Genomic DNA, 18,417 nt, shown 5'->3' with positions numbered 1-18,417 from the left:
TTGGGGCTGGACGCGAGTGGCCTATGGCGTTGCCCGCCGCACTGCTATGATGGACGGCCGTACATCCATCGAATCAAGGAGTTCCCCATGGGCAAGGGCGATCGCAAGACCCGCCGCGGCAAGATCTACCGCAGCAGCTACGGCAATACGCGCGCGCACGCGCTGGCCCCGGCCGTGGCCGGCACCAAGCCGACGGTGACCAAGGCGCCGGCGACCCGCAAGGCGGCCCCGCGCAAGAAGTCCGCCTGAGTCGACACGGCTTTCCCGTGTTGCCATGAACCCCCGCCTCGGCGGGGGTTCATGTTTTTGGGGCCGGGATGACCGGGCATTCGTCTGTCGAGAGCCGGGATGCGGGTTCCGGGATGCGAGGCGAGCGGCGAGGAACGAGGGGGTTGCGGCAGCGCCGCATGGGTGTATGATGCGCACCACTGTGTTAATGCGTTAGTACATTATGAAGCGTCGATCGCTTGATCCCGAAACACCCGTCGAGTCCGCCGAGCTGAGCCTGTACGAGGCGTTGCTGTCGCTGAAGAACGTCGAGGAAGTCGGCGCGTTCCTCAGCGACCTGTGCACGCCGGCGGAACTCGAAGTGCTGGTGGACCGCTGGCGGGTGGTGCCGTTCCTGCTCGAAGGCGTGTCGTACCGGGAGATCCACGAGCGCACTGCGGTCAGCATCACCACGATCGGGCGGGTCGCGCGCTATCTCAACCAGGGCAGCGGCGGCTATCTCGCGGCCGCGGCCCGCGCGGCGCGGCGGCAGGCGCAGGCGGCAAGGAAGAGGGCATGAAGCCGCGCGACCGCCTGCGCATCGCGATGCAGAAATCCGGACGGCTGACCGAGCCGGCGCTGGACCTGCTCAAGCGATGCGGCCTGACCTTCCGGCAAAGCCGCGACAAGCTGTTCTGCTTCGGCGAAGGCGAGCCGGTCGACCTGCTGCTGGTGCGCGACGACGACATCCCCGGCCTGATCGCGCAAGGCGTATGCGACGTCGGCATCGTCGGCCGCAACGTGCTGGGCGAGTTCCAGCTCACTGCCGGGCGCGATGGCGAGCCGCTGGCCGAACTGCGGCCACTCGGCTTCGGACGGTGCCGGTTGTCGATCGCCGTGCCGCAGGAGCTCGACTATTCCGCGCCCGGCGATCTCGCGGGACGGCGCATCGCCACGTCATACCCCGGCCTGCTTGGTGAATGGCTGCGCGCGCAACAGATCGACGCCGGCGTGGTGACCCTGGCCGGCTCGGTCGAGATTGCGCCGAAGCTGGGCACGGCCGACGCGATCTGCGACCTGGTGCAGAGCGGCGGCACCCTGGTGGCCAACCAGTTGCGCGAGACCGAGGTGCTGCTGGAGAGCGAGGCGGTGCTGGCCGGGCCGGTGACCCTGCCGGCGGACGAGCGCGGCGACATGCTGGAGTTGTTGCTGAAGCGGCTCGATGGCGTGATCCAGGTGCGCGAATCGCGGCTGCTGCTGTTGCAGACCTCGCGTCACTCGCTGGAGGCGGTCACCCGGTTGCTCCCCGGCGGTCCGCAGCCGACGCTGCTGGCGGTGGCTGGCCAGGCCGACCAGTTGATGCTGCAGGCGTTGTGCGCCGGTGAGGTGAGCTGGCGGCAACTGGAGGAAATCAAGAAGGCCGGTGCACGCGAGATGTTCGTGCTGCCGGTGGAGAAGATGCTGGCATGAAGCAGGGCAGCACGAGGAGTTCGCTTGCATGAAACGTCTGGACTGGAACGCCCTGGACGAAACGGCCCGGCGCGAGGCGCTGGCGCGACCGGCGCAGTCGCGCGCAGACGACGTGCGTCATGGTGTCGAACGGATCGTCGCGGCCGTGCGCAAGGACGGCGACACGGCGTTGCGCGCGCTCAGCGCCCGGTACGATCGCTGCACACTGAATGCACTTGAGGTCGACGAGGCCGAGTTCGTCGCGGCCGAGGCGGCGCTCGATCCCGAATTGAAAGCGGCGATCCGCGAAGCCGCCGCACGCATCGAGTTGTTCCATCGTGCCGCGGCGCTGCGGCCGGTGGCGGTCGACACCGCGCCCGGCGTGCGGGTCGAGCGCATGCTGCGGCCGGTCAGCCGGGTGGGCCTGTATGTGCCGGCTGGCAGTGCGCCGCTGCCTTCCACCGCGCTGATGCTGGGCGTCCCGGCGCACATCGCCGGCTGTCGCGAGGTGGTGCTGTGCTCGCCCGCGCGCGCTGACGGGTGCTGCGACGAGGCGGTGCTGTACGCCGCGCGCCTCACCGGCGTGCACAAGGTGTTCAAGCTCGGTGGCGCTCAGGCGATCGCCGCGATGGCCTACGGTACGGAGTCGGTGCCGAAGTGCGACAAGCTGTTCGGCCCCGGCAATGCCTGGGTGACCGAGGCGAAGCTGCAGGTGTCGTCCGATCCGGACGGTGCGGCGATCGACATGCCGGCCGGGCCGTCGGAAGTACTGGTGATCGCCGATGCCGCCGCGAATCCGGTGTTCGTCGCCGCCGACCTGCTGTCGCAGGCCGAGCACGGACCGGATTCGCAGGTGATCCTGCTCAGCGATTCGGTGGAGCTGATCGAGCGCGCGGAGCGTGAGGTCGAACGTCAGTGTGACGGCCTGCCGCGCGCTGACATCGCGCGCCAGGCGCTCGCGCAGAGCCGGTTGATCGCAGTCGACTCGCTGGCGCAGGCGGTCGAGGTGAGCAACCGCTACGCGCCCGAGCACCTGATCCTGCAGGTGGCTGAGCCGCGTGCGTTGCTCGACGGCGTCGACAGTGCCGGCTCGATCTTCCTCGGTCCGTGGACGCCCGAATCGGTGGGCGATTACTGCAGCGGCAGCAATCACGTGCTGCCGACCTACGGCTACGCGCGCAGCTACAGCGGCGTGTCGGTGGCCAGCTACCAGAAGCAGATCAGCGTGCAGGAAGTCAGCGCCGACGGCCTGCGCCGCATCGGCCCGTGCACCGCGACGCTGGCGGCGGCCGAGCAGCTGGAAGCGCACCGCCGCGCAGTGACCCTGCGGCTGGAGGCGCTGGCATGAGCGTGCTCGACCTGGCGCGGCCGGAACTTCGGGCGATGCAGCCGTATTCCTCGGCGCGGATGGAGGCCAGCGGCGGCGAGGTTTTCCTCAACGCGAACGAGTCGGCGTGGGCACCGGTGGGTGACGACGGACTGGGCTGCAACCGCTATCCCGAACCGCAGCCCGTCGCATTGGTCGCTGCGTTGGCAGCACTGTATGGCGTGCGGCCCGAACAGTTGCTGGTCGGCCGCGGCAGCGACGAGGCGATCGACCTGCTGCTGCGCGCGTTCTGTCGCGCCGGCCGCGACGCGATCCTGATCCAGCCGCCGACGTTCGGCATGTACGCGGTGTGCGCGCGGGTGCAGGGCGCCGGCATCGTCGAGGTGCCACTGGCGGCGGATTTCACCTTGGACGTGGACGCGGTGCTCGCGGCACTGACCCCGGCGGTGACGCTCGTCTTCGTGTGCACTCCGAACAATCCCGCCGGTCAGGCGGTGCCGCGTGCGGCACTCGAACGGCTGGCGCGGGCGCTGTCTGACCGCGCCTTGCTGGTGGTGGACGAGGCGTACGTGGAGTTTGCCGACGACGGCAGCATCGCCGACTTGATCGACCGCTACGACAACCTCGCCGTGCTGCGCACTCTGTCCAAGGCCTGGGCGCTGGCCGGCGCACGCATCGGCAGCCTGCTGGCGAACGCCGGCGTGGTCGCCTTGCTGCGGAAGATCATGGCGCCGTACCCGTTGCCGTTGCCGTGCGTGGACGCGGCGCTGCTGGCGCTGTCCGGCTGGGGCCAGGCGAATGCGCGCGAACACCTCGCCGTCGTGCGTGCGGAGCGCACGCGCATGCGCGAGGCGTTGCGCCGGTTGCCCGGCGTGCGCGAGGTGTTGCCTTCGCAGGCGAACTTCCTTGCCGTCCGCTTCGACGATGCCGCCGACGTCTACCGGCGCCTGCTCGCCGCCGGCATCGTGGTGCGCGACGTGCGCCGCTACCCGAACCTCGCCGACGCGCTGCGCATCACCATCGGCACGCCGGCGGAGAACGAGCGGGTACTGGCCGTGCTGGCTTCGGATCGAGGCATCGCATGACCGTCCGCAAGATTCTTTTCGTCGATCGGGACGGCTGCCTGATCGAGGAGCCGGCCGACGAGCAGGTCGACAGCTGGGAGAAGCTGGCCCTGCTGCCCGGAGTGATCGCCGCGTTGCAGCGCTTCGTCGCCGCCGGCTACGCGCTGGTGATGGTGAGCAACCAGGATGGGCTGGGCACCGACAGTTTTCCCGAATCCGATTTCCGTGGCCCGCATGACCTGCTGCTGCGCATCCTCGCTTCGCAAGGCATCCGTTTCCACGAAGTGTTGATCGACCGCAGCTTTCCGCACGAGGGCCTCGACACGCGCAAGCCTGGCATCGGCATGCTGCGTCATTACCTGGCCGACGACGGCTGGAGCCGCGCTGCGTCGGCGATGGTCGGCGATCGCGAAACTGACCTGCAGTTTGCCGCCAACCTCGGCGTGCGCGGCTTCCGCGTGGGCCCGCAGGGCGTGGGCTGGGGCGAGATCGCGCACCAGCTGCTCGATGCACCACGCACCGCCACCGTGGTGCGCAACACGAAAGAGACCCGCATCACCATCAGGGTCGATCTGGATCGCGTGGCCGAGCCGCGGGTGCGCACCGGGCTGGGTTTCTTCGATCACATGCTGGAGCAGATCGGCAAGCACGGCGGCTTTGCGCTGGAACTCGACTGCGACGGCGACACGCATATCGACGAGCACCACACCATCGAGGACTGCGCGTTGGCGCTGGGCCAGGCCCTGAAACAGGCACTCGGCGACAAGCGTGGCATCGGCCGCTATGGTTTTGCGCTGCCGATGGACGAAAGCGCGGCGGACGCGCGGCTGGACCTGTCCGGTCGTCCGTACTTCGTGTTCGACGGCAATTTTCCGCGCGAGCGCGTGGGTGAGGTGCCGACCGAACTGGTGCCGCACTTCTTTCGCTCGCTGTGCGAGACGCTGGGTGCAAACCTGCACCTCGCCGTGCGTGGCGACAACGCGCACCACATGGTCGAAGCCTGTTTCAAGGTGGTGGCGCGCACGCTGCGCCAGGCGATCCGCCGCGAAGGCAGCGAGCTGCCAAGTACCAAGGGTGCGCTGTGATGCTGTCTCCCCCGGTCCCCCCGAACGAGCTCCTAAACAGGGGGTTCGCATGAGCGTGGTGCTGGTCGATGCCGGCGGCACCAACATCGGCTCGGTGCGTTACGCGTTGCAGCGACTCGGCGTGGATGCTGCCCTGACTTGCGACGCGGCCGGAATCCGCGCCGCCGACAAGGTGATCCTGCCCGGCGTGGGTGCGGCAGGCCCGGGCATGGCGCGGCTGCGCGAGCTGGGCCTGGTCGAGGTCCTGCGGTCCTTGCGTCAGCCGGTGCTGGGCGTGTGCCTGGGCATGCAGCTTCTGTGCGCGCACTCGGAAGAGGGCGATACCGAATGCCTTGGGCTGATTCCCGCGCCGGTGCGCCGCTTCACCGAGGCCCCCGGCCTGCGCGTGCCGCACATGGGCTGGAACGGCGTGTCGATCCTGCGGGAGCATCCGCTGCTGGCCGGTCTCGGCGAAGGCGAGCAGGCTTACTTCGTGCACAGCTACGCGGTGCCGACGGGCGACTGGACGCTGGCTGCCAGCGTCCACGGCGAGGCGTTCTCCGCAGCGATCGCCCGGAACAATTTCCACGGCCTCCAGTTTCATCCCGAGCGCTCTGCTGCCGTCGGCGCGAAGCTCCTCAGGAATTTTCTCGAGCTATGAACTTCGATGTCATTCCCGCCATCGACCTGCGCGACGGCCAAGTGGTGCGCCTGAGGCAGGGCGACTACGCGCAGCAGACGACTTATGCGGCCGACCCGCGCGAACTGGCCAGGCGCTACGCGGATGCCGGCGCACGCTGGTTGCATCTGGTCGACCTCGATGGCGCGCGCTCGGGACAACCGGGCAACCTTGCGGTGATCGCCGCGATCGCCGCCGATGGCGTGGCGATCCAGGCTGGTGGCGGCGTGCGCGAAGAGGCCGACGTGCAGCGATTGTTCGATGCCGGCGTGCAACGCGTGGTGCTGGGCAGCGTGGCGATCCGCGATTCCGCGCGCGTGGCCGACTGGCTGGCGAAGTTCGGCGCGGAACGGCTGACCCTCGCGCTGGACACGCGCCACACGAACGGGCGCTGGATCCTGCCGAGCGCGGGCTGGACCGAGGTGGAGGCACGCACACTGGATGAACTGGCGCCGTGGTACGCGACGCACGGCGCGCGCCACCTGTTGTGCACCGACATCGATCGCGACGGCATGCTCGCCGGTTTCAATCTCGATCTGTATCGCCACCTCGCCGCCAGCGTGCCGCAGCTGGCATTGCAGGCGTCCGGCGGCGTGCGCTCGCTGGACGACATCCGTGCCGCACGCGACGCCGGCGCGAAGGCGGTGATCCTCGGCCGCGCCCTGCTGGACGGGCGATTCACCGTGGCGGAGGCGCTGGCATGCTGAGCCGCCGCATCATTCCCTGTCTCGACGTGCGCGATGGCCAGGTGGTCAAGGGCGTGCGTTTCCGCGACCACGTGGTGATGGGGGAGATCGTGGACCTCGCGCTGCGCTATCGCGACGAGGGCGCCGACGAACTGGTGTTCTACGACATCACCGCCAGCCCCGAGGGGCGCAGCGTGGACCGCGCCTGGGTGGAGAAAGTCGCCCGCGTGATCGACATCCCGTTCTGCGTGGCCGGTGGCATCCGTTCCGTCGAGGAAGCGCGGACCGTGTTGCACGCCGGAGCGGACAAGATCTCGGTGAATACTCCGGCGCTGGAGCGTCCTGGCCTGATCGACGAACTGGCCGCCGCGTTCGGCGTGCAATGCGTGGTGGTCGGCATCGACTCGTTGCGCGACGGCGACGGCGAGTGGCGCGTGCGCCAGTACACCGGTGACCCTTCGAAAACCCGAGCATTGCCGCGCCGCACGCTGGACTGGATGGAGGAGGCACAGCAGCGCGGTGCCGGCGAGGTCGTGCTCAACTGCATGGACAGCGATGGCGTGCGCCGTGGTTACGACCTGGATCAGTTGTCGGTCGCCCGGGCGATCTGCCACGTGCCATTGGTCGCCTCCGGCGGGGCGGGCGCTCCCGGACACTTCCGCGATGCCTTCGTCGAGGCCGACGTGGATGGCGCGCTGGCGGCCAGCGTGTTCCACTCCGGGGCCATCGCGATCCCCGCACTCAAGTGCTACCTGCACGAACACGGCGTGCCGGTACGCCGGTAAGCCACGAGGAATGACGATGAGCGACAACTCCGATACCGGGCGCCTCGACTGGTCCAAGGGCGATGGCCTGCTGCCTGCGATCGTGCAGCACTGCTCCAGCGGCGAAGTGCTGATGCTCGGCTACATGAACGCCGACGCGCTGGCACAGACACGAGCCAGCGGCCATGTCACGTTCTACAGCCGCAGCAGGCAGCGTCTCTGGACCAAGGGCGAAAGCTCCGGCCACGTGCTGGTGCTGAAGTCCATCCGCATCGACTGCGACGGCGACACCTTGCTGATACAAGCGGACCCGCACGGGCCTACCTGCCATACCGGCAGCTTCAGCTGCTTCGGTGAGCGTGCCGACGTCCGTGCGCCGCTGGGTTTCCTGGCCGAACTCGATGCCCTGGTGGCCCGGCGCGACGCGGAACGCCCCGCGGGCAGCTACACCACGAAGTTGTTCGACAGCGGCATCCGCCGCATCGCGCAGAAAGTCGGGGAGGAGGGCGTGGAGACGGCGTTGGCGGCGGTGGCGCAGGACGACGAGGCCCTGCTGGGCGAGGGGGCTGACCTGGTTTTCCATCTCGTCGTGGCGCTGCGGGCGCGCGGCTTGTCGCTGGCCGACGTGGTGGCGGTGCTTGCCGACCGACATCGCCCCCGCTAGCGCAGGGCAGCGCACAACTGCTGCGGATCAGGGGGCGCGGCAGGCCACGCCGGCGGCGGACGCGATCTTTTCGCCCGGCTTGAGTTCGGCGAGCCAAGCGTCGTGCATGCCCTTGCTCCACCATTGCCATCGCCCGCCCACGTAGCGCGCGCCATCCGCCGAGACGGCGGCGTGCAGTCGATGGGTCTGCGCATCGAAGTTCAGTACGGCGGTCTGCGTGTCGGGGTAGGCCACCTGCACCGTGCGGCCGTCGTCGCAGGCGTAGGTGAGGCGGATGGCTGCGCCTGCCGCCGTCACGCGGAACGGCGTGATCGAGTATGTGGATGGCTTGCCGCCGGCACCGCAAAGCTGCCCGTGGAACGGTGTCGTCACGGTTCCCGTGCCGAGGGGCAGGGTGATGAAGGCAGGCGATTCGCAGTGGCCGTCATCGTAGACGTTGCCCGACACCCAGCGCATGTCGCTTCCCACGCCTGCCCCGGGCGCCAGCATGAGCCGCGGCGGCTGGCTTGCCGGTGAGGGCGGGACCTGCGCGGTGATGACCAGGGTTTGGTGCCGGGCATCCTGCAACCTCGGCGAGGGCATGGCGACGATCGAGCAAGCGACTTTGCCTGCGTTGCGCACGACCAGCATGGTGCCGGAATGTGACATCCCGTTGAAGCGGCCATTGCCGTCGTCGAGTTGCAGGCTCAGCTGCGCGGGCATGCAGGCCGCCGGTCCGGAAGCCTGCGCCGGGCGCGTCGCCGGCGGCTGCGGGGAGCAGGCCGACAGTACCAGCAGTGGTGCCATGGCGAGCCACCACGGCTGCAGGAATATCCTGCGCAAGCGACTCGGCGTGGCGAGTCCGAGCCGGCGGCCGCAGCGGACGTTCATTCGGGTCTCCTGCGGGGAAAAAAGCGCTGACGCTAACAGGCGCCGTGCGTGAAATCCGTGAAGCCGCCTAGCGACATGCGTGCCGCGTTACTTCCGGCACTCATGGCAGCGCGGCCCCGCAGGGACACTGCCCCGCACGCTCCACGGGGGAGCCGATGGGTCCGGGGTTGTCCATGACGAATGAAAGCGGGCTCGCGCGCTGCGCGGGGTTGGTCTATCTGGTGGTGGTCGTGACCGGCTTTTTCAGCCTCGGCTATGTCCCGGGGCAGCTCGCCGTGGCGGGCAGTCACGAAGCCATGCTCGCCAACATCGTGTCGCAGCAGGGCCTGTTCCGCGCGGGTGTTGCCGCGTTCCTGGTCGAGCAGGTGGCGTTCCTGGTGTTGCCGCTGCTGCTGTTCCGGTTGCTCGGCGGGATCCATCGCCCTTCGGCGGTGGCGATGGTGGCGTTGGCGTTCACGGGCGTGCCGATGGCGGTACTCGGCGTCGCGCACCGGCTGGACGCGCTGCAGCTGCTGACGGACGCGGGTGGTCTGCCGGTGGACATCGCGCATGCGATGGCATGGCTGTCGCTGAAGTCGTACGGCCATGCCATTTTCGTGGCCAGCTTGTTTTGGGGCCTGTGGCTGTTTCCGTTCGGCTGGCTGGTGATGCGCTGCGGGAGGCTTCCGCGCGTGCTCGGCGCGTTGTTGATGCTGGGTGGGGCAGGTTATGTGATCGATGTTTTCGGCACGCTGTTGCTGGAAGGGTATGCACAGACGGCGTTCTCCGACATCGTGCACCTGCCGGCGGCGGTGGGCGAAGTGGGCACCTGCCTGTGGCTGCTGGTTATGGGCGTGCACACTGGCGGCAGGCGGGCGGGGATGACCGAAGGAGGCCAGGCATGACGACGTCCAGGTTGAGCGATATCCGGATCCACGTCCGCTTCAAGCTGTCGGCGTTGTGGGCGGCACTGATGTTCTGCTACGTCTACGGCGACTATTTCGGCCTGTACGTGCCGGGCAAGCTCAAGGGCATGCTGGGCGGCGAGGGCCCTGTCGGCCCGGTGAGCGAGGCATCGCTGGTGATGACGGCGCTGCTGCTGGCGATGCCGGGGCTGATGGTCTTCCTGTCGCTGGCCTTGTCGCCGCGGCTGTGCCGCTGGGCGAACATCGTGCTCGGCCTGTTCTATACCGCCATCATGTTGCTGACCATGCCCGGCGCGTGGTGGTTCTACATCACGTTGGGCGTGATCGAAGTGGTGCTGTCGCTGCTGATCGTGGTTTGCGCGTGGCGCTGGCCGAGGGATTGAGCCGCGATCAGGGTGTCGTGGGCACGCGAACCGTGTCGGGCCCCGCCGGCTTGAACGGTACCGCCGGGCCAGGTACGACATGGTTGCGCCACGCCGCCAGCTGCGTGGCGATGCCGCTGCCGATGTCGATCTGCGGTTCGGACGGGGTGAGTTCGTCCCGCTTTTCCCACGTGGCGATGTCGCTGCGTGCCCGCTTGAACGCCTCGACGAAGTTGTCGGTGTGGTTCAGCGCATCGACCAGCCAGGCCTTGCCGAAGTAGGTGATGTCCGAATCGCTGCCGCAGCCGAACGAGCTGCGGTCGCTGCGCGCGGCGGTGAGCACCAGGGTGCCGGGGCCGCGCAGCGGCGGCACGAAGCCGCCGGAGTAGCACGCGTTGATCACTACCACCTTCCATTTGAAGTGGCGTGCCGCCAGGATGTCGGCGAGATACTGTGCACCGATCTGGTCCAGCGGCAGCGGGTCCATGTCGACCAGCAGGGTATGGTCCTCGCCGCCGTGGCTGGTGACGTAGAGCAGCAGGATGTCCTGGTCCGGCCGCATCATCTGCTGGATACCGTCGAGCGCCACTTCGAGATTGCTCCAGCTGGCCAGCGGGTGGGTGGTCAGCGAGGCCGGGTTGTTCTCCAGCACCAGGCTGTGGACGGTGGGGCCGAAGCGCGAACCGAACAGTTGCGCGGCGTATTCGGCCTCATTGCGGAACACGTCCTCGCTGCCGTCGCCGGCGAAAGCGAGCAGGTAGAGATTGGGCTTGCCCGCCACCCGCGGCGTCAGTCGGGCGAGGGCGTCGCGTACCATCTGCGGCTGGGCGTAGAGCACCTGCTCGGGGCTGGGCGCGGATGCCGGCCAGGCATCGGGCGCCGCTGTCGATTCGGCCGGTGTTTCGGCTTGAAGCGGCATGGTGGGCGGCGTGTTGGCCGAGTCGGGGAGAGCGCTGACCGGCAACCACGCGGCCAGCGCCACGCCGGCGCTGAATGCCGCCGCGATGGTCAGCAGAGTACGCACGCCCCGACGCATCTCAGCTGGCCGGGTCGATCGCGTCGAAGTCGCGATAGACCCGATGGCTTGCCGCCTCCGGCAGCGGTTGCGGCTCACGCACCAGCCAGGCGGTTTGGAAACCGGCGGCGCGCGCGGCGTCCAGCTCCTCGACGATATCGGACAGGAACAGCAGGTGGCGGGGCTCCTCGCCCACGGCTTCGGCGATGCGGCGATAGGACTGCGCCTCGCGCTTGGGGCCGGTTTCCGTATCGAAATAGCCGGCGAACAAAGGCGTCAGGTCGCCGGCTTCCGAGTAGCGGAAGAACAGCTGCTGCGCCGGTACCGAACCGGAGGAGTACACATACAGGCGAAGCCCGTCGGCGCGCCAGGCGCGCAGGCGGGCAGCCACTTCGGGGTAGACATGGGCGCGGTAGGCGCCGCTTTCGTAGCCTTCCTTCCAGATCATGCCCTGCAACGCCTTGAGCGCGGTGGACTTGCGATCCTGCGCGATCCATTGCAGCAGCAATTCCACCACCTCCTGTCGTTCGGCCTCGATCATGCCGGCTTCGCGCGCGGCCTCGTGCAGCCAGTGCTGCACGTCGGGACGATTGCCATGGGTTTCCACGAACGCGGGCAGGCGCTTGCGGGCAAACGGAAACAGGACGTCGCGGACGAAGTCGATCGAGCTGGTGGTGCCCTCGATGTCGGTGACGATGGCGCGGATTTCGGTCATGGGGACGGGACTCGGGCCTTCGACAGATTCAGGACGATGGATGCGGGGGTTGGAAAAGGCATCGCCCGCGAGCGGGCTCCTACGGGTTCGGCTGCATGCGGGGGAAGCGGGTGGCGATGTCGTCGCCGGTGAAGTTGGCCACCCAGCCTTCCTTGTTGGTGAACAGGCGGATGGCCACGAAGTACGGCGCCTCGCTCATGTCGAACCAGTGCCGCGTGCCGTCGGGCACGCCGATCAGGTCGCCTTGCTCGCACAGCACGTCGTAGACCTTGCCATCCAGGTGCAGGGTGAACTGGCCGGAGCCGGCGACGAAGAATCGCACCTCGTCCTCGCTGTGGGTGTGTTCGCTGAGGAACTTCTGGCGCAGGGCGGCGCGGTCGGGATGGTCGGGAGCGAGGCTGATCACGTCGACGGCCTGGTAGCCGGCTTCGTCCATCAGGCGGTCGATGTCGCTGCGGTAGGCCGCGATCACTTCCTCCTGGCTGGCGCCCGGGGCGATCGGCTGGTTCGCTTCCCATCGTTCGAAGCGCACGCCGACCTTGGCCAGTTCCTCCGCGATGGCTTCGTGGCGGTCGAGCGTGGCGCGGGCGGTGTGCGGTTCGTTCTCGTCGAAAATGCGCAGGCGGCTCATGATGACCTCAGTGTTCGCAGATCCAGTTCGCAGCCGAGCAGGAACTCCAGCGCTTCCAGGTGGCGCTCGCTCTCGGCCATGTCGCGGCCCCAGGTATAGATGCCGTGGCCGTCGATCAGGTAGGCGTGCAGCGGTTTGCCGGCGTCGAGCCAGGCATCCACATGGGCGACCAGTTCGGGCATGTGCTGGGTGTTGGGAAACACCGGGATCTCCAGCACGCTGTCATGGCTGTGGTAGCCGCTGATCGCCTTCTGCAACTCCCAGCCCTGCAGCCGGACCACGCCCTCGCGGGCAAACAGTCGCGACGCCACGCTTTGCGTGCGCGAGTGGGTGTGCAACACCGCATTCATGTCGGGCCAGCGCCGGTAGACCTGGGTGTGCAGCGCAGTCTCGGCGCTGGGGCGCGCCCCGGTGCCCACCGGTCGACCCTCGAGGTCGATCAGCATGATGTCGTCGCGGCCCAGCTTGCCCTTGTCGCGCCCGGAGATCGTGATGGCGGCGTGGCCCGCATCGACGCGCATCGAGAAATTGCTGCTGGTCGCAGGAGTCCAGCCCTTGCCTGCGAGCGCGCGCGCGGTCTCGGCCACGCGGTCGGCGCAGGCGTCGAAGTGGCTGGCTGCGATCGCGTCGGGCAGGGGCTGGCTCATGTGATTTGGACGTCCAAATGAGTGATCGATGATAACACGCCGCGCCAGCGGCTCTTGCCGGAATGAGAGCCATTCTCGCGAGTCAGGAAAGATTGCGTGACCGGGCGTACCATCGCCGAGGGGCCGGGGCAGGGTGCGTCGGCTGCAACCCAATGGAGACATGTGCCATGTCGAACGACAAAGATATCGAATCGCGTCGCCGGTTCCTCAAGGTGGCCGCAGGGACCACGGCGGCAGCCGTGGTGATGGGGGGCCTGCCGCGGTTCGCGCGTGCCGCCGACCTGCCGGCGTTGGGCCCTGACGATCCGACCGCCAAGGCCCTGGACTACGTGGAGGACACCACCAAGTCCACCAACCCCAAGCACAAGGCCGGCGACGATTGCGCCAACTGTCAGTTCTACTCCGGTGGCCCCACTGGCCGCGGCCCGTGCCAGCTGTTCCCGGGCAAGTCGGTGAACGCGAAAGGTTGGTGCGTGTCGCACACCCCCAAGAAAGCCTGACCGCCACGCGGCAAGCTCTGCAAGGCCGGCGATCTCGCCGGCCTTTTCATTTCATGGGGCGGATTCCGCGGACGAGCCGGTGATGGATGCGCGGATGCTGGACAAAGTGCGGCCCGGCGACGTCAGGCTGAGGAGCTGCTTTGCCTGACGGGCCGGGCCGCGATCCGGGGCCCACTGCCAAGTGATTTACCCTCGGACTGGGGATCATACTCCCGCGTTCGGCGAATGGGCGACCCCGGATGCAACTCGCCGCGATGGCGCACCGACAAGCTATTTAAAATCAATCATATAACACGCATTTTACATTCAAGTTCGCATGTTCTGACGAGAATGGTGGAATCGCGACGTTTGCGTGACTTGTGTGCTTATGAAGTATTTTCAGCGATCTTAAGCGAATATCACTGAAATTTCGTCACGGACGGTTGATTGGCCGCCTGATGCAGCACGCTGTGCTTGCGGCTGTAGAGGAAGTAGATGGCGAAACCCAGCAGGGTCCAGCCGCCCAGGATCGCCCAGTTGAACCAGTCGAGACTGAACAGCAGGGCGAAGCAGCACGCCACGCCGGCAAGGCAGGTAAACCAGACCCACGGCACGCGGAAGGTGCGCGGCAGGTCGGGCAAGGTGTAGCGCAGGATAAGGACGCCGGCGCACACCGCCGAGAACGCTATCAGCGTGCCCATCGAGGTGAGGTTGGCCAGCAGGTCGAGCGGGAACACGGCCGCCAGCAAGGCGATCATGCTGCCGGTGATCAACGTGTTGATGTGCGGCGTGCGGTGACGCGGATGCACCTTGGCGAACACTTTCGGCAGCATGCCGTCACGCGCCATGATCATGAAGATGCGCGGCTGCGCGATGATCATTACCAGGATCACCGACGACAGGCCGATCATGGCGCCGATCTCGACGATCAGGCGCAGCCAGTCCAGCTCCGGATGCGCGGCCACCGCGGTGACCACCGGCTCGGCGGTGTCCAGCAGGGTGTACGGCACCAGCCCGGTGAGCACCGCGGCCATCGCCAGATAGAGCACGGTGCAGATCACCAGCGACACCAGGATGCCGAAGGGCAGGTCGCGTTGCGGTGTCTTGCATTCCTGCGCCGCCGTGGAGGTGGCCTCGAAGCCGATGTAGGCGAAGAACACCATGGCCGCGCCGCGCATGATGCCGGACCAGCCGTACTTGCCGTCGCCCTGCGGCTCGGGGATGAACGGGTGCCAGTTCTCGGGGTTCACGTAGCGGTAGCCGGCCACCACCACGATGATGATCAGACCGACCTTGACCAGCACCATCAGCGCGTTGAGGCTGGACGATTCGCGGATGCCGATGTAGCACAGCCAGGTCAGCGCCATCACGATTGCCACCGCGGGCAGGTTGAACAGGTGGCCCGTGACCACGAGTTCGCCCTTGGTGAAGGCCAGCGGTGCTTCGGTCAGCGCCACCGGCAGGTGCAGTCCCATATGATCGAGCAGGCTGGTGAAGTAGCCGGTCCAGCTCGCCGCCACGGCGGAGGCGGAGATGCCGTATTCCGCCACCATGTTCCAGCCGATGAACCAGGCCGCCAGTTCGCCCAGCGACGCATAGGCGTACGAATAGGAGCTGCCGGAGATCGGGATCAAGGTGGCGAACTCGGCGTAGCACAAGGCCGCAAAGCCGCTGCAGATCGCCGCGATGATGAAGGAGATCAGCACCGCCGGGCCGGCATGTTCGGCCGCGGCCGTGCCGGTGACCACGAAGATGCCGGTGCCGATCACCGCGCCGATGCCCAGCGCCGTGATGCCCCACGGCCCCAGCGTGCGGCGCAGGCCCGGACCGTGGGCGTGGTCGTCGTTGCTGAAATCGGTCTTGCGGGCGAGCAACTGGCTGAGCATGGGAAAGTCTTCGTGGCCGGGGCGGAGAGCAGCAAAAGCGTCGCGGCCGGCGTTGGAGGCGCCGGCCGCGGGTTGGTCAGTGGGCGTTCTGGCGCAACTTGCTGTTGCGGTAACCGTAGAAGCCGTAGATCAGGAAGCCGATCGCGGTCCAGCCGAGGATCAGCCACCAGCGCACCACGAACGCCTGCCAGAACAGGAACAGGCAGGCCGCCGCGCCGAGCGGGCAGACGACCCACACGAATGGCACGCGGAATGCGCGCGGCAGATCCGGGCGCGTGTGGCGAAGCACCAGCACGCCGATGCATACGGTGGTGAACGCCAGCAGCGTGCCCATCGAAACCAGGTCGCCGAGCACGTCGACCGGGAACAGGCCGGCCAGCACCGAGGCGATCACGCCCACGATGACCGTGCCCACGTACGGGGTGCGGTGCTTCTTGTGCACCTTGCCCAGCAGCGGCGGCAGCAGGCCGTCGCGCGACATCGAATAGAAGATGCGCGGCTGGCCCATCAGCATCACCAGCACCACCGAGCTGAGACCCGCCAGCGCGGCAAACACCACCAGGATCTTCAGCGTGCCGAGGATATGGCTGGCGCTGCTGCCGGCCGGCACGTTGCCCAGCACGTAGTTGAGCGCGGTGGCCACCGGCTCGGGCGTGTTGAGTTCGGTGTAGGGGGCCAGGCCGGTCAGCGCCGCGGACATCGCGATGTAGAGCAGGGTGCAGATCGCCAGCGAGCCGAGGATGCCGATCGGCATGTCGCGCTGCGGATTCTTCGCCTCGCCCGCGGCGGTGGATACGGCGTCGAAGCCGATATAGGCGAAGAACACCAGCGTCGCCGCGCGGATCACGCCGCTCCAGCCGTACTTGGCGCCGCCCTCGTTCTCCGGGATGAACGGGTGCCAGAGATCCGGGTTGAGGTAATGGAACGTCACGGCCAGGAACAGCAGGATCACGATGACCTTGATCGCCACGATGATCGCGTTGACCGTGGCCGATTGGGTGATGCCGCGGTAGCAGAGCCAGCTGATCGCCGCCACGATGGCCACCGCCGGCAGGTTGATCAGGGTGCCGGTGGCGATGATGTGGTGGCCGCTGGCGTCGAAGGTCAGTGGTGCCGAGGCCAGTGCGGCGGGCAGCGAGACATCCACGCCGATCCAGGCGCTGATCATGCGCAGCATTTCATTGAAGTAGCCCGACCAGCCCACCGCCACGGTCGAGGCGGCGAACAGGTATTCCAGCACCAGGTTCCAGCCGACGAACCAGGCGACCACCTCGCCCAGCGTGGCGTAGGAATAGGAGTAGGCGCTGCCCGATACCGGCAGCATCGCGGCGAACTCCGCGTAGCAGAGACCGGCCAGTGCGCAGGCGAAACCGGCCATCAGGAAGCTGATCACCAGCGCCGGACCGGCGAACTGCGCCGCCGCCGTGCCGGTGAGCACGAAGATGCCGGCGCCGATGACCGCGCCGATACCGAGCATCACCAGGTGACGCGCGGTCAGTGCGCGTTTCAGTGTCACCTCGCCGGTACCGCTGCCCTCGACAGGCTCGCCGGCGTCGACATGAGGCATCGCCTCGATGCCGTGGGTGGCAAAAAGACCTTTTGTCATCGGGTTCCCCTCGGATGGATTTCCTGTCCTTTCCGCGCGATGGCGGCGTGCGTGGACAGGCTGGACAATGGCGGGCCAACATATCCCATGCGACGAAGGTTGTACAAGCTTCGTCCATGTTGCGGCGAAACATGCCGCGCCCACTTTCTTTCACGCGTGCAGGTGCCCATGGGCGAGTCCGCAAGCAGTCTCATCGAGGCCCTTCGTCGCTACCGTGACCAATGGCAGGGTGACGCCGACGTCGTCGCGCAGTTCGAGGATTTCGCGCAGACACACGCGGATGCTTTCGAGCGCAGCAACCCGGTGGCCCATTTCACCGGCTCGGCCTGGCTGGTCAGCGCCGATGGCGGCCGTGTCTTGCTGATGCATCACCGCAAGCTGGATCGCTGGCTGCAGCCGGGCGGCCATGCCGATGGCGACACGGACCTCGGGCGTGTGGCCCTGCGCGAAGCGGAAGAGGAAACCGGCCTGACCGGCCTTCGTATCGATGGCGACATTTTCGACATCGACCGGCATCGCATCGCGGCGCGCGGGAACGAACCGGAGCATTGGCATTACGACGTGCGTTACGTGGTGCATGCCGGCGCCGACGAATCGTTCGTGGTGAATGCCGAATCGCACGCGTTGGCATGGCGACCGGTGAACGAAGTTGCCGCCGACGAGACGCTCGACGCGTCGTTGCGGCGGATGGCGCGCAAGTGGCTGATGAAAATGTAGGAGCGCAACTTGTGCGGATGCCTTTCGGCCAAGGCCCAAGAGCATCGCGCACAAGGTGCGCTCCCACAGCCATCGCTGGGGAACTACGCGATACCGAACGCCGCACCGATTCGTGCGTGGCAACGGCGGGCCGTGCTCGCCCTACGTGTATTTCTCCGGTGCGGGATGGACGTGGCCGCATTCGCTGCAGGTGCGTGCGTCGGTCGAGCGGTAGAAGCGCTCGAATACCGGCGGGAAGTCCTGCTCGATGCTGGCGAGGGAGAAATACTCCTCGTAGAGCTTGTGGTTGCATTGCTCGCAGAACCACATCAGGCCGTCTTTTTCGCCGGGCAGGCGGCGGCGCTCGATCACCAGTCCGATCGAGCCGGCGGCGCGGTTGGGCGAATGCGGCACGCGTGCGGGCAGGTAGAAGATCTCGCCGGCGCGCAGCGGGATGTCGCGGGCCACGCCGTCGTCCTGCACCTTCAGCGTGATCTCGCCCTCGAGCTGGTAGAAGAACTCGGGGCCTTCGTCGTAGTGATAATCGGTGCGCGCGTTCGGGCCGCCGACGATCATGATGATGAAGTCGCCGTCGACGATGCACTTGTTGCCCACCGGTGGCTTCAGCAGGTGGCGGTGCTCGTCGATCCAGCGCTGCAAGTTGAGGGGCGGGGTCAGGGACATGGCGTCGCTCGCGTTCG

The 18,417-nt window shown here is 67.5% G+C and carries 22 protein-coding genes; 14 read left to right on the top strand and 8 right to left on the bottom strand.

What is annotated here, in order from left to right:
- The first annotated feature begins 87 nt into the window (after nucleotides 1-87).
- The 10 genes from ACVCMB_RS04560 (at nucleotide 88) to hisIE (ending at nucleotide 7,904) form a co-directional block, all read left to right on the top strand.
- A complete protein-coding gene (locus ACVCMB_RS04560; protein ID WP_395119013.1) occupies nucleotides 88-249 on the top strand; it encodes a 30S ribosomal protein THX in 162 nt (53 codons plus the stop codon).
- Nucleotides 250-451: 202 nt separating this feature from the next.
- Nucleotides 452-787 carry a YerC/YecD family TrpR-related protein gene (locus ACVCMB_RS04555; RefSeq protein ID WP_395119011.1) on the top strand — a complete coding sequence of 112 codons (336 nt, stop codon included), beginning with the start codon at nucleotides 452-454 and terminating at the stop codon, nucleotides 785-787.
- Nucleotides 784-1,677, top strand: coding sequence for an ATP phosphoribosyltransferase (gene hisG / locus ACVCMB_RS04550; protein ID WP_447106257.1), 894 nt, complete (start codon nucleotides 784-786; stop codon nucleotides 1,675-1,677). The genes ACVCMB_RS04555 and hisG overlap by 4 nt, the downstream gene beginning before the upstream one ends.
- Nucleotides 1,678-1,705: 28 nt before the next feature.
- A complete protein-coding gene (hisD, locus tag ACVCMB_RS04545) occupies nucleotides 1,706-3,004 on the top strand; it encodes a histidinol dehydrogenase (RefSeq protein WP_447106256.1) in 1,299 nt (432 codons plus the stop codon).
- On the top strand, nucleotides 3,001-4,068 hold the full coding sequence (hisC, locus tag ACVCMB_RS04540) for a histidinol-phosphate transaminase (RefSeq protein ID WP_447106255.1): 1,068 nt from the start codon (nucleotides 3,001-3,003) through the stop codon (nucleotides 4,066-4,068). Before hisD ends, hisC begins: the two co-directional genes overlap by 4 nt.
- Nucleotides 4,065-5,132, top strand: coding sequence for a bifunctional histidinol-phosphatase/imidazoleglycerol-phosphate dehydratase HisB (hisB, locus tag ACVCMB_RS04535; RefSeq protein ID WP_447106254.1), 1,068 nt, complete (start codon nucleotides 4,065-4,067; stop codon nucleotides 5,130-5,132). The genes hisC and hisB overlap by 4 nt, the downstream gene beginning before the upstream one ends.
- A 49-nt stretch (nucleotides 5,133-5,181) precedes the next feature.
- Nucleotides 5,182-5,772, top strand: coding sequence for an imidazole glycerol phosphate synthase subunit HisH (gene hisH / locus ACVCMB_RS04530; RefSeq protein WP_447106253.1), 591 nt, complete (start codon nucleotides 5,182-5,184; stop codon nucleotides 5,770-5,772).
- Nucleotides 5,769-6,497: a 1-(5-phosphoribosyl)-5-[(5-phosphoribosylamino)methylideneamino]imidazole-4-carboxamide isomerase gene (gene hisA, locus ACVCMB_RS04525; protein ID WP_447106252.1), complete on the top strand. Its 729-nt coding sequence runs from the start codon at nucleotides 5,769-5,771 to the stop codon at nucleotides 6,495-6,497. The genes hisH and hisA overlap by 4 nt, the downstream gene beginning before the upstream one ends.
- The gene (hisF, locus tag ACVCMB_RS04520) at nucleotides 6,491-7,261 is read left to right on the top strand and encodes an imidazole glycerol phosphate synthase subunit HisF (RefSeq protein ID WP_447106251.1); all 771 of its coding nucleotides are present in this window, start codon (nucleotides 6,491-6,493) and stop codon (nucleotides 7,259-7,261) included. Before hisA ends, hisF begins: the two co-directional genes overlap by 7 nt.
- Before the next feature lie 16 nt (nucleotides 7,262-7,277).
- Nucleotides 7,278-7,904 carry a bifunctional phosphoribosyl-AMP cyclohydrolase/phosphoribosyl-ATP diphosphatase HisIE gene (gene hisIE / locus ACVCMB_RS04515; protein ID WP_447106250.1) on the top strand — a complete coding sequence of 209 codons (627 nt, stop codon included), beginning with the start codon at nucleotides 7,278-7,280 and terminating at the stop codon, nucleotides 7,902-7,904.
- A gap of 27 nt (nucleotides 7,905-7,931) precedes the next feature.
- On the opposite strand, the gene ACVCMB_RS04510 is transcribed toward hisIE, so the two are convergent.
- Nucleotides 7,932-8,606 (bottom strand): MliC family protein, encoded by a 675-nt coding sequence (locus ACVCMB_RS04510; protein WP_447106249.1) that lies wholly within the window; start codon nucleotides 8,604-8,606, stop codon nucleotides 7,932-7,934.
- A 341-nt stretch (nucleotides 8,607-8,947) separates the two neighbouring features.
- Between ACVCMB_RS04510 and ACVCMB_RS04505 the strand changes: the two genes are divergently transcribed.
- Together ACVCMB_RS04505 and ACVCMB_RS04500 are read left to right on the top strand one after the other, a co-directional pair.
- Nucleotides 8,948-9,658: a DUF4386 domain-containing protein gene (locus ACVCMB_RS04505; protein WP_447106248.1), complete on the top strand. Its 711-nt coding sequence runs from the start codon at nucleotides 8,948-8,950 to the stop codon at nucleotides 9,656-9,658.
- A complete protein-coding gene (locus tag ACVCMB_RS04500) occupies nucleotides 9,655-10,062 on the top strand; it encodes a DUF6326 family protein (protein WP_447106247.1) in 408 nt (135 codons plus the stop codon). Before ACVCMB_RS04505 ends, ACVCMB_RS04500 begins: the two co-directional genes overlap by 4 nt.
- A 7-nt stretch (nucleotides 10,063-10,069) precedes the next feature.
- On the opposite strand, the gene ACVCMB_RS04495 is transcribed toward ACVCMB_RS04500, so the two are convergent.
- The 4 genes from ACVCMB_RS04495 to ACVCMB_RS04480 form a co-directional block, all read right to left on the bottom strand.
- Nucleotides 10,070-11,065, bottom strand: a complete 996-nt coding sequence (locus ACVCMB_RS04495; RefSeq protein WP_447106246.1) for a C13 family peptidase — start codon at nucleotides 11,063-11,065, stop codon at nucleotides 10,070-10,072.
- A 13-nt stretch (nucleotides 11,066-11,078) separates the two neighbouring features.
- Nucleotides 11,079-11,771, bottom strand: coding sequence for an acireductone synthase (mtnC, locus tag ACVCMB_RS04490; RefSeq protein ID WP_447106245.1), 693 nt, complete (start codon nucleotides 11,769-11,771; stop codon nucleotides 11,079-11,081).
- 79 nt (nucleotides 11,772-11,850) lie between these two features.
- Nucleotides 11,851-12,402 (bottom strand): 1,2-dihydroxy-3-keto-5-methylthiopentene dioxygenase, encoded by a 552-nt coding sequence (locus ACVCMB_RS04485; protein WP_395118987.1) that lies wholly within the window; start codon nucleotides 12,400-12,402, stop codon nucleotides 11,851-11,853.
- Nucleotides 12,399-13,049: a methylthioribulose 1-phosphate dehydratase gene (locus ACVCMB_RS04480; RefSeq protein WP_395118985.1), complete on the bottom strand. Its 651-nt coding sequence runs from the start codon at nucleotides 13,047-13,049 to the stop codon at nucleotides 12,399-12,401. Before ACVCMB_RS04480 ends, ACVCMB_RS04485 begins: the two co-directional genes overlap by 4 nt.
- A 167-nt stretch (nucleotides 13,050-13,216) precedes the next feature.
- On the opposite strand from ACVCMB_RS04480, the gene ACVCMB_RS04475 reads away from it, so the two are divergent.
- Nucleotides 13,217-13,549, top strand: coding sequence for a high-potential iron-sulfur protein (locus ACVCMB_RS04475; RefSeq protein WP_395118983.1), 333 nt, complete (start codon nucleotides 13,217-13,219; stop codon nucleotides 13,547-13,549).
- A 398-nt stretch (nucleotides 13,550-13,947) separates the two neighbouring features.
- Here the strand turns inward: ACVCMB_RS04475 and ACVCMB_RS04470 are convergent, their stop codons facing one another.
- Both ACVCMB_RS04470 and ACVCMB_RS04465 read right to left on the bottom strand, forming a co-directional pair.
- Complete coding sequence (locus ACVCMB_RS04470) at nucleotides 13,948-15,414, bottom strand: amino acid permease (RefSeq protein WP_395118981.1); 1,467 nt, start codon at nucleotides 15,412-15,414, stop codon at nucleotides 13,948-13,950.
- A 76-nt stretch (nucleotides 15,415-15,490) separates the two neighbouring features.
- Nucleotides 15,491-17,020, bottom strand: a complete 1,530-nt coding sequence (locus ACVCMB_RS04465; protein WP_395118979.1) for an amino acid permease — start codon at nucleotides 17,018-17,020, stop codon at nucleotides 15,491-15,493.
- Between the two features lie 168 nt (nucleotides 17,021-17,188).
- Between ACVCMB_RS04465 and ACVCMB_RS04460 the strand changes: the two genes are divergently transcribed.
- Nucleotides 17,189-17,737, top strand: a complete 549-nt coding sequence (locus tag ACVCMB_RS04460) for an NUDIX hydrolase (RefSeq protein ID WP_447107215.1) — start codon at nucleotides 17,189-17,191, stop codon at nucleotides 17,735-17,737.
- 141 nt (nucleotides 17,738-17,878) lie between these two features.
- On the opposite strand, the gene ACVCMB_RS04455 is transcribed toward ACVCMB_RS04460, so the two are convergent.
- Nucleotides 17,879-18,400 (bottom strand): 3-hydroxyanthranilate 3,4-dioxygenase, encoded by a 522-nt coding sequence (locus ACVCMB_RS04455; protein WP_447106244.1) that lies wholly within the window; start codon nucleotides 18,398-18,400, stop codon nucleotides 17,879-17,881.
- Nucleotides 18,401-18,417 lie beyond the last annotated feature (17 nt).

The sequence above is a fragment of the Rhodanobacter sp. UC4443_H10 genome (assembly GCF_052978325.1).
The sequence above is the reverse complement of the archived record's forward strand: the minus strand, read 5'-3'. Positions and strand labels throughout refer to the sequence as shown.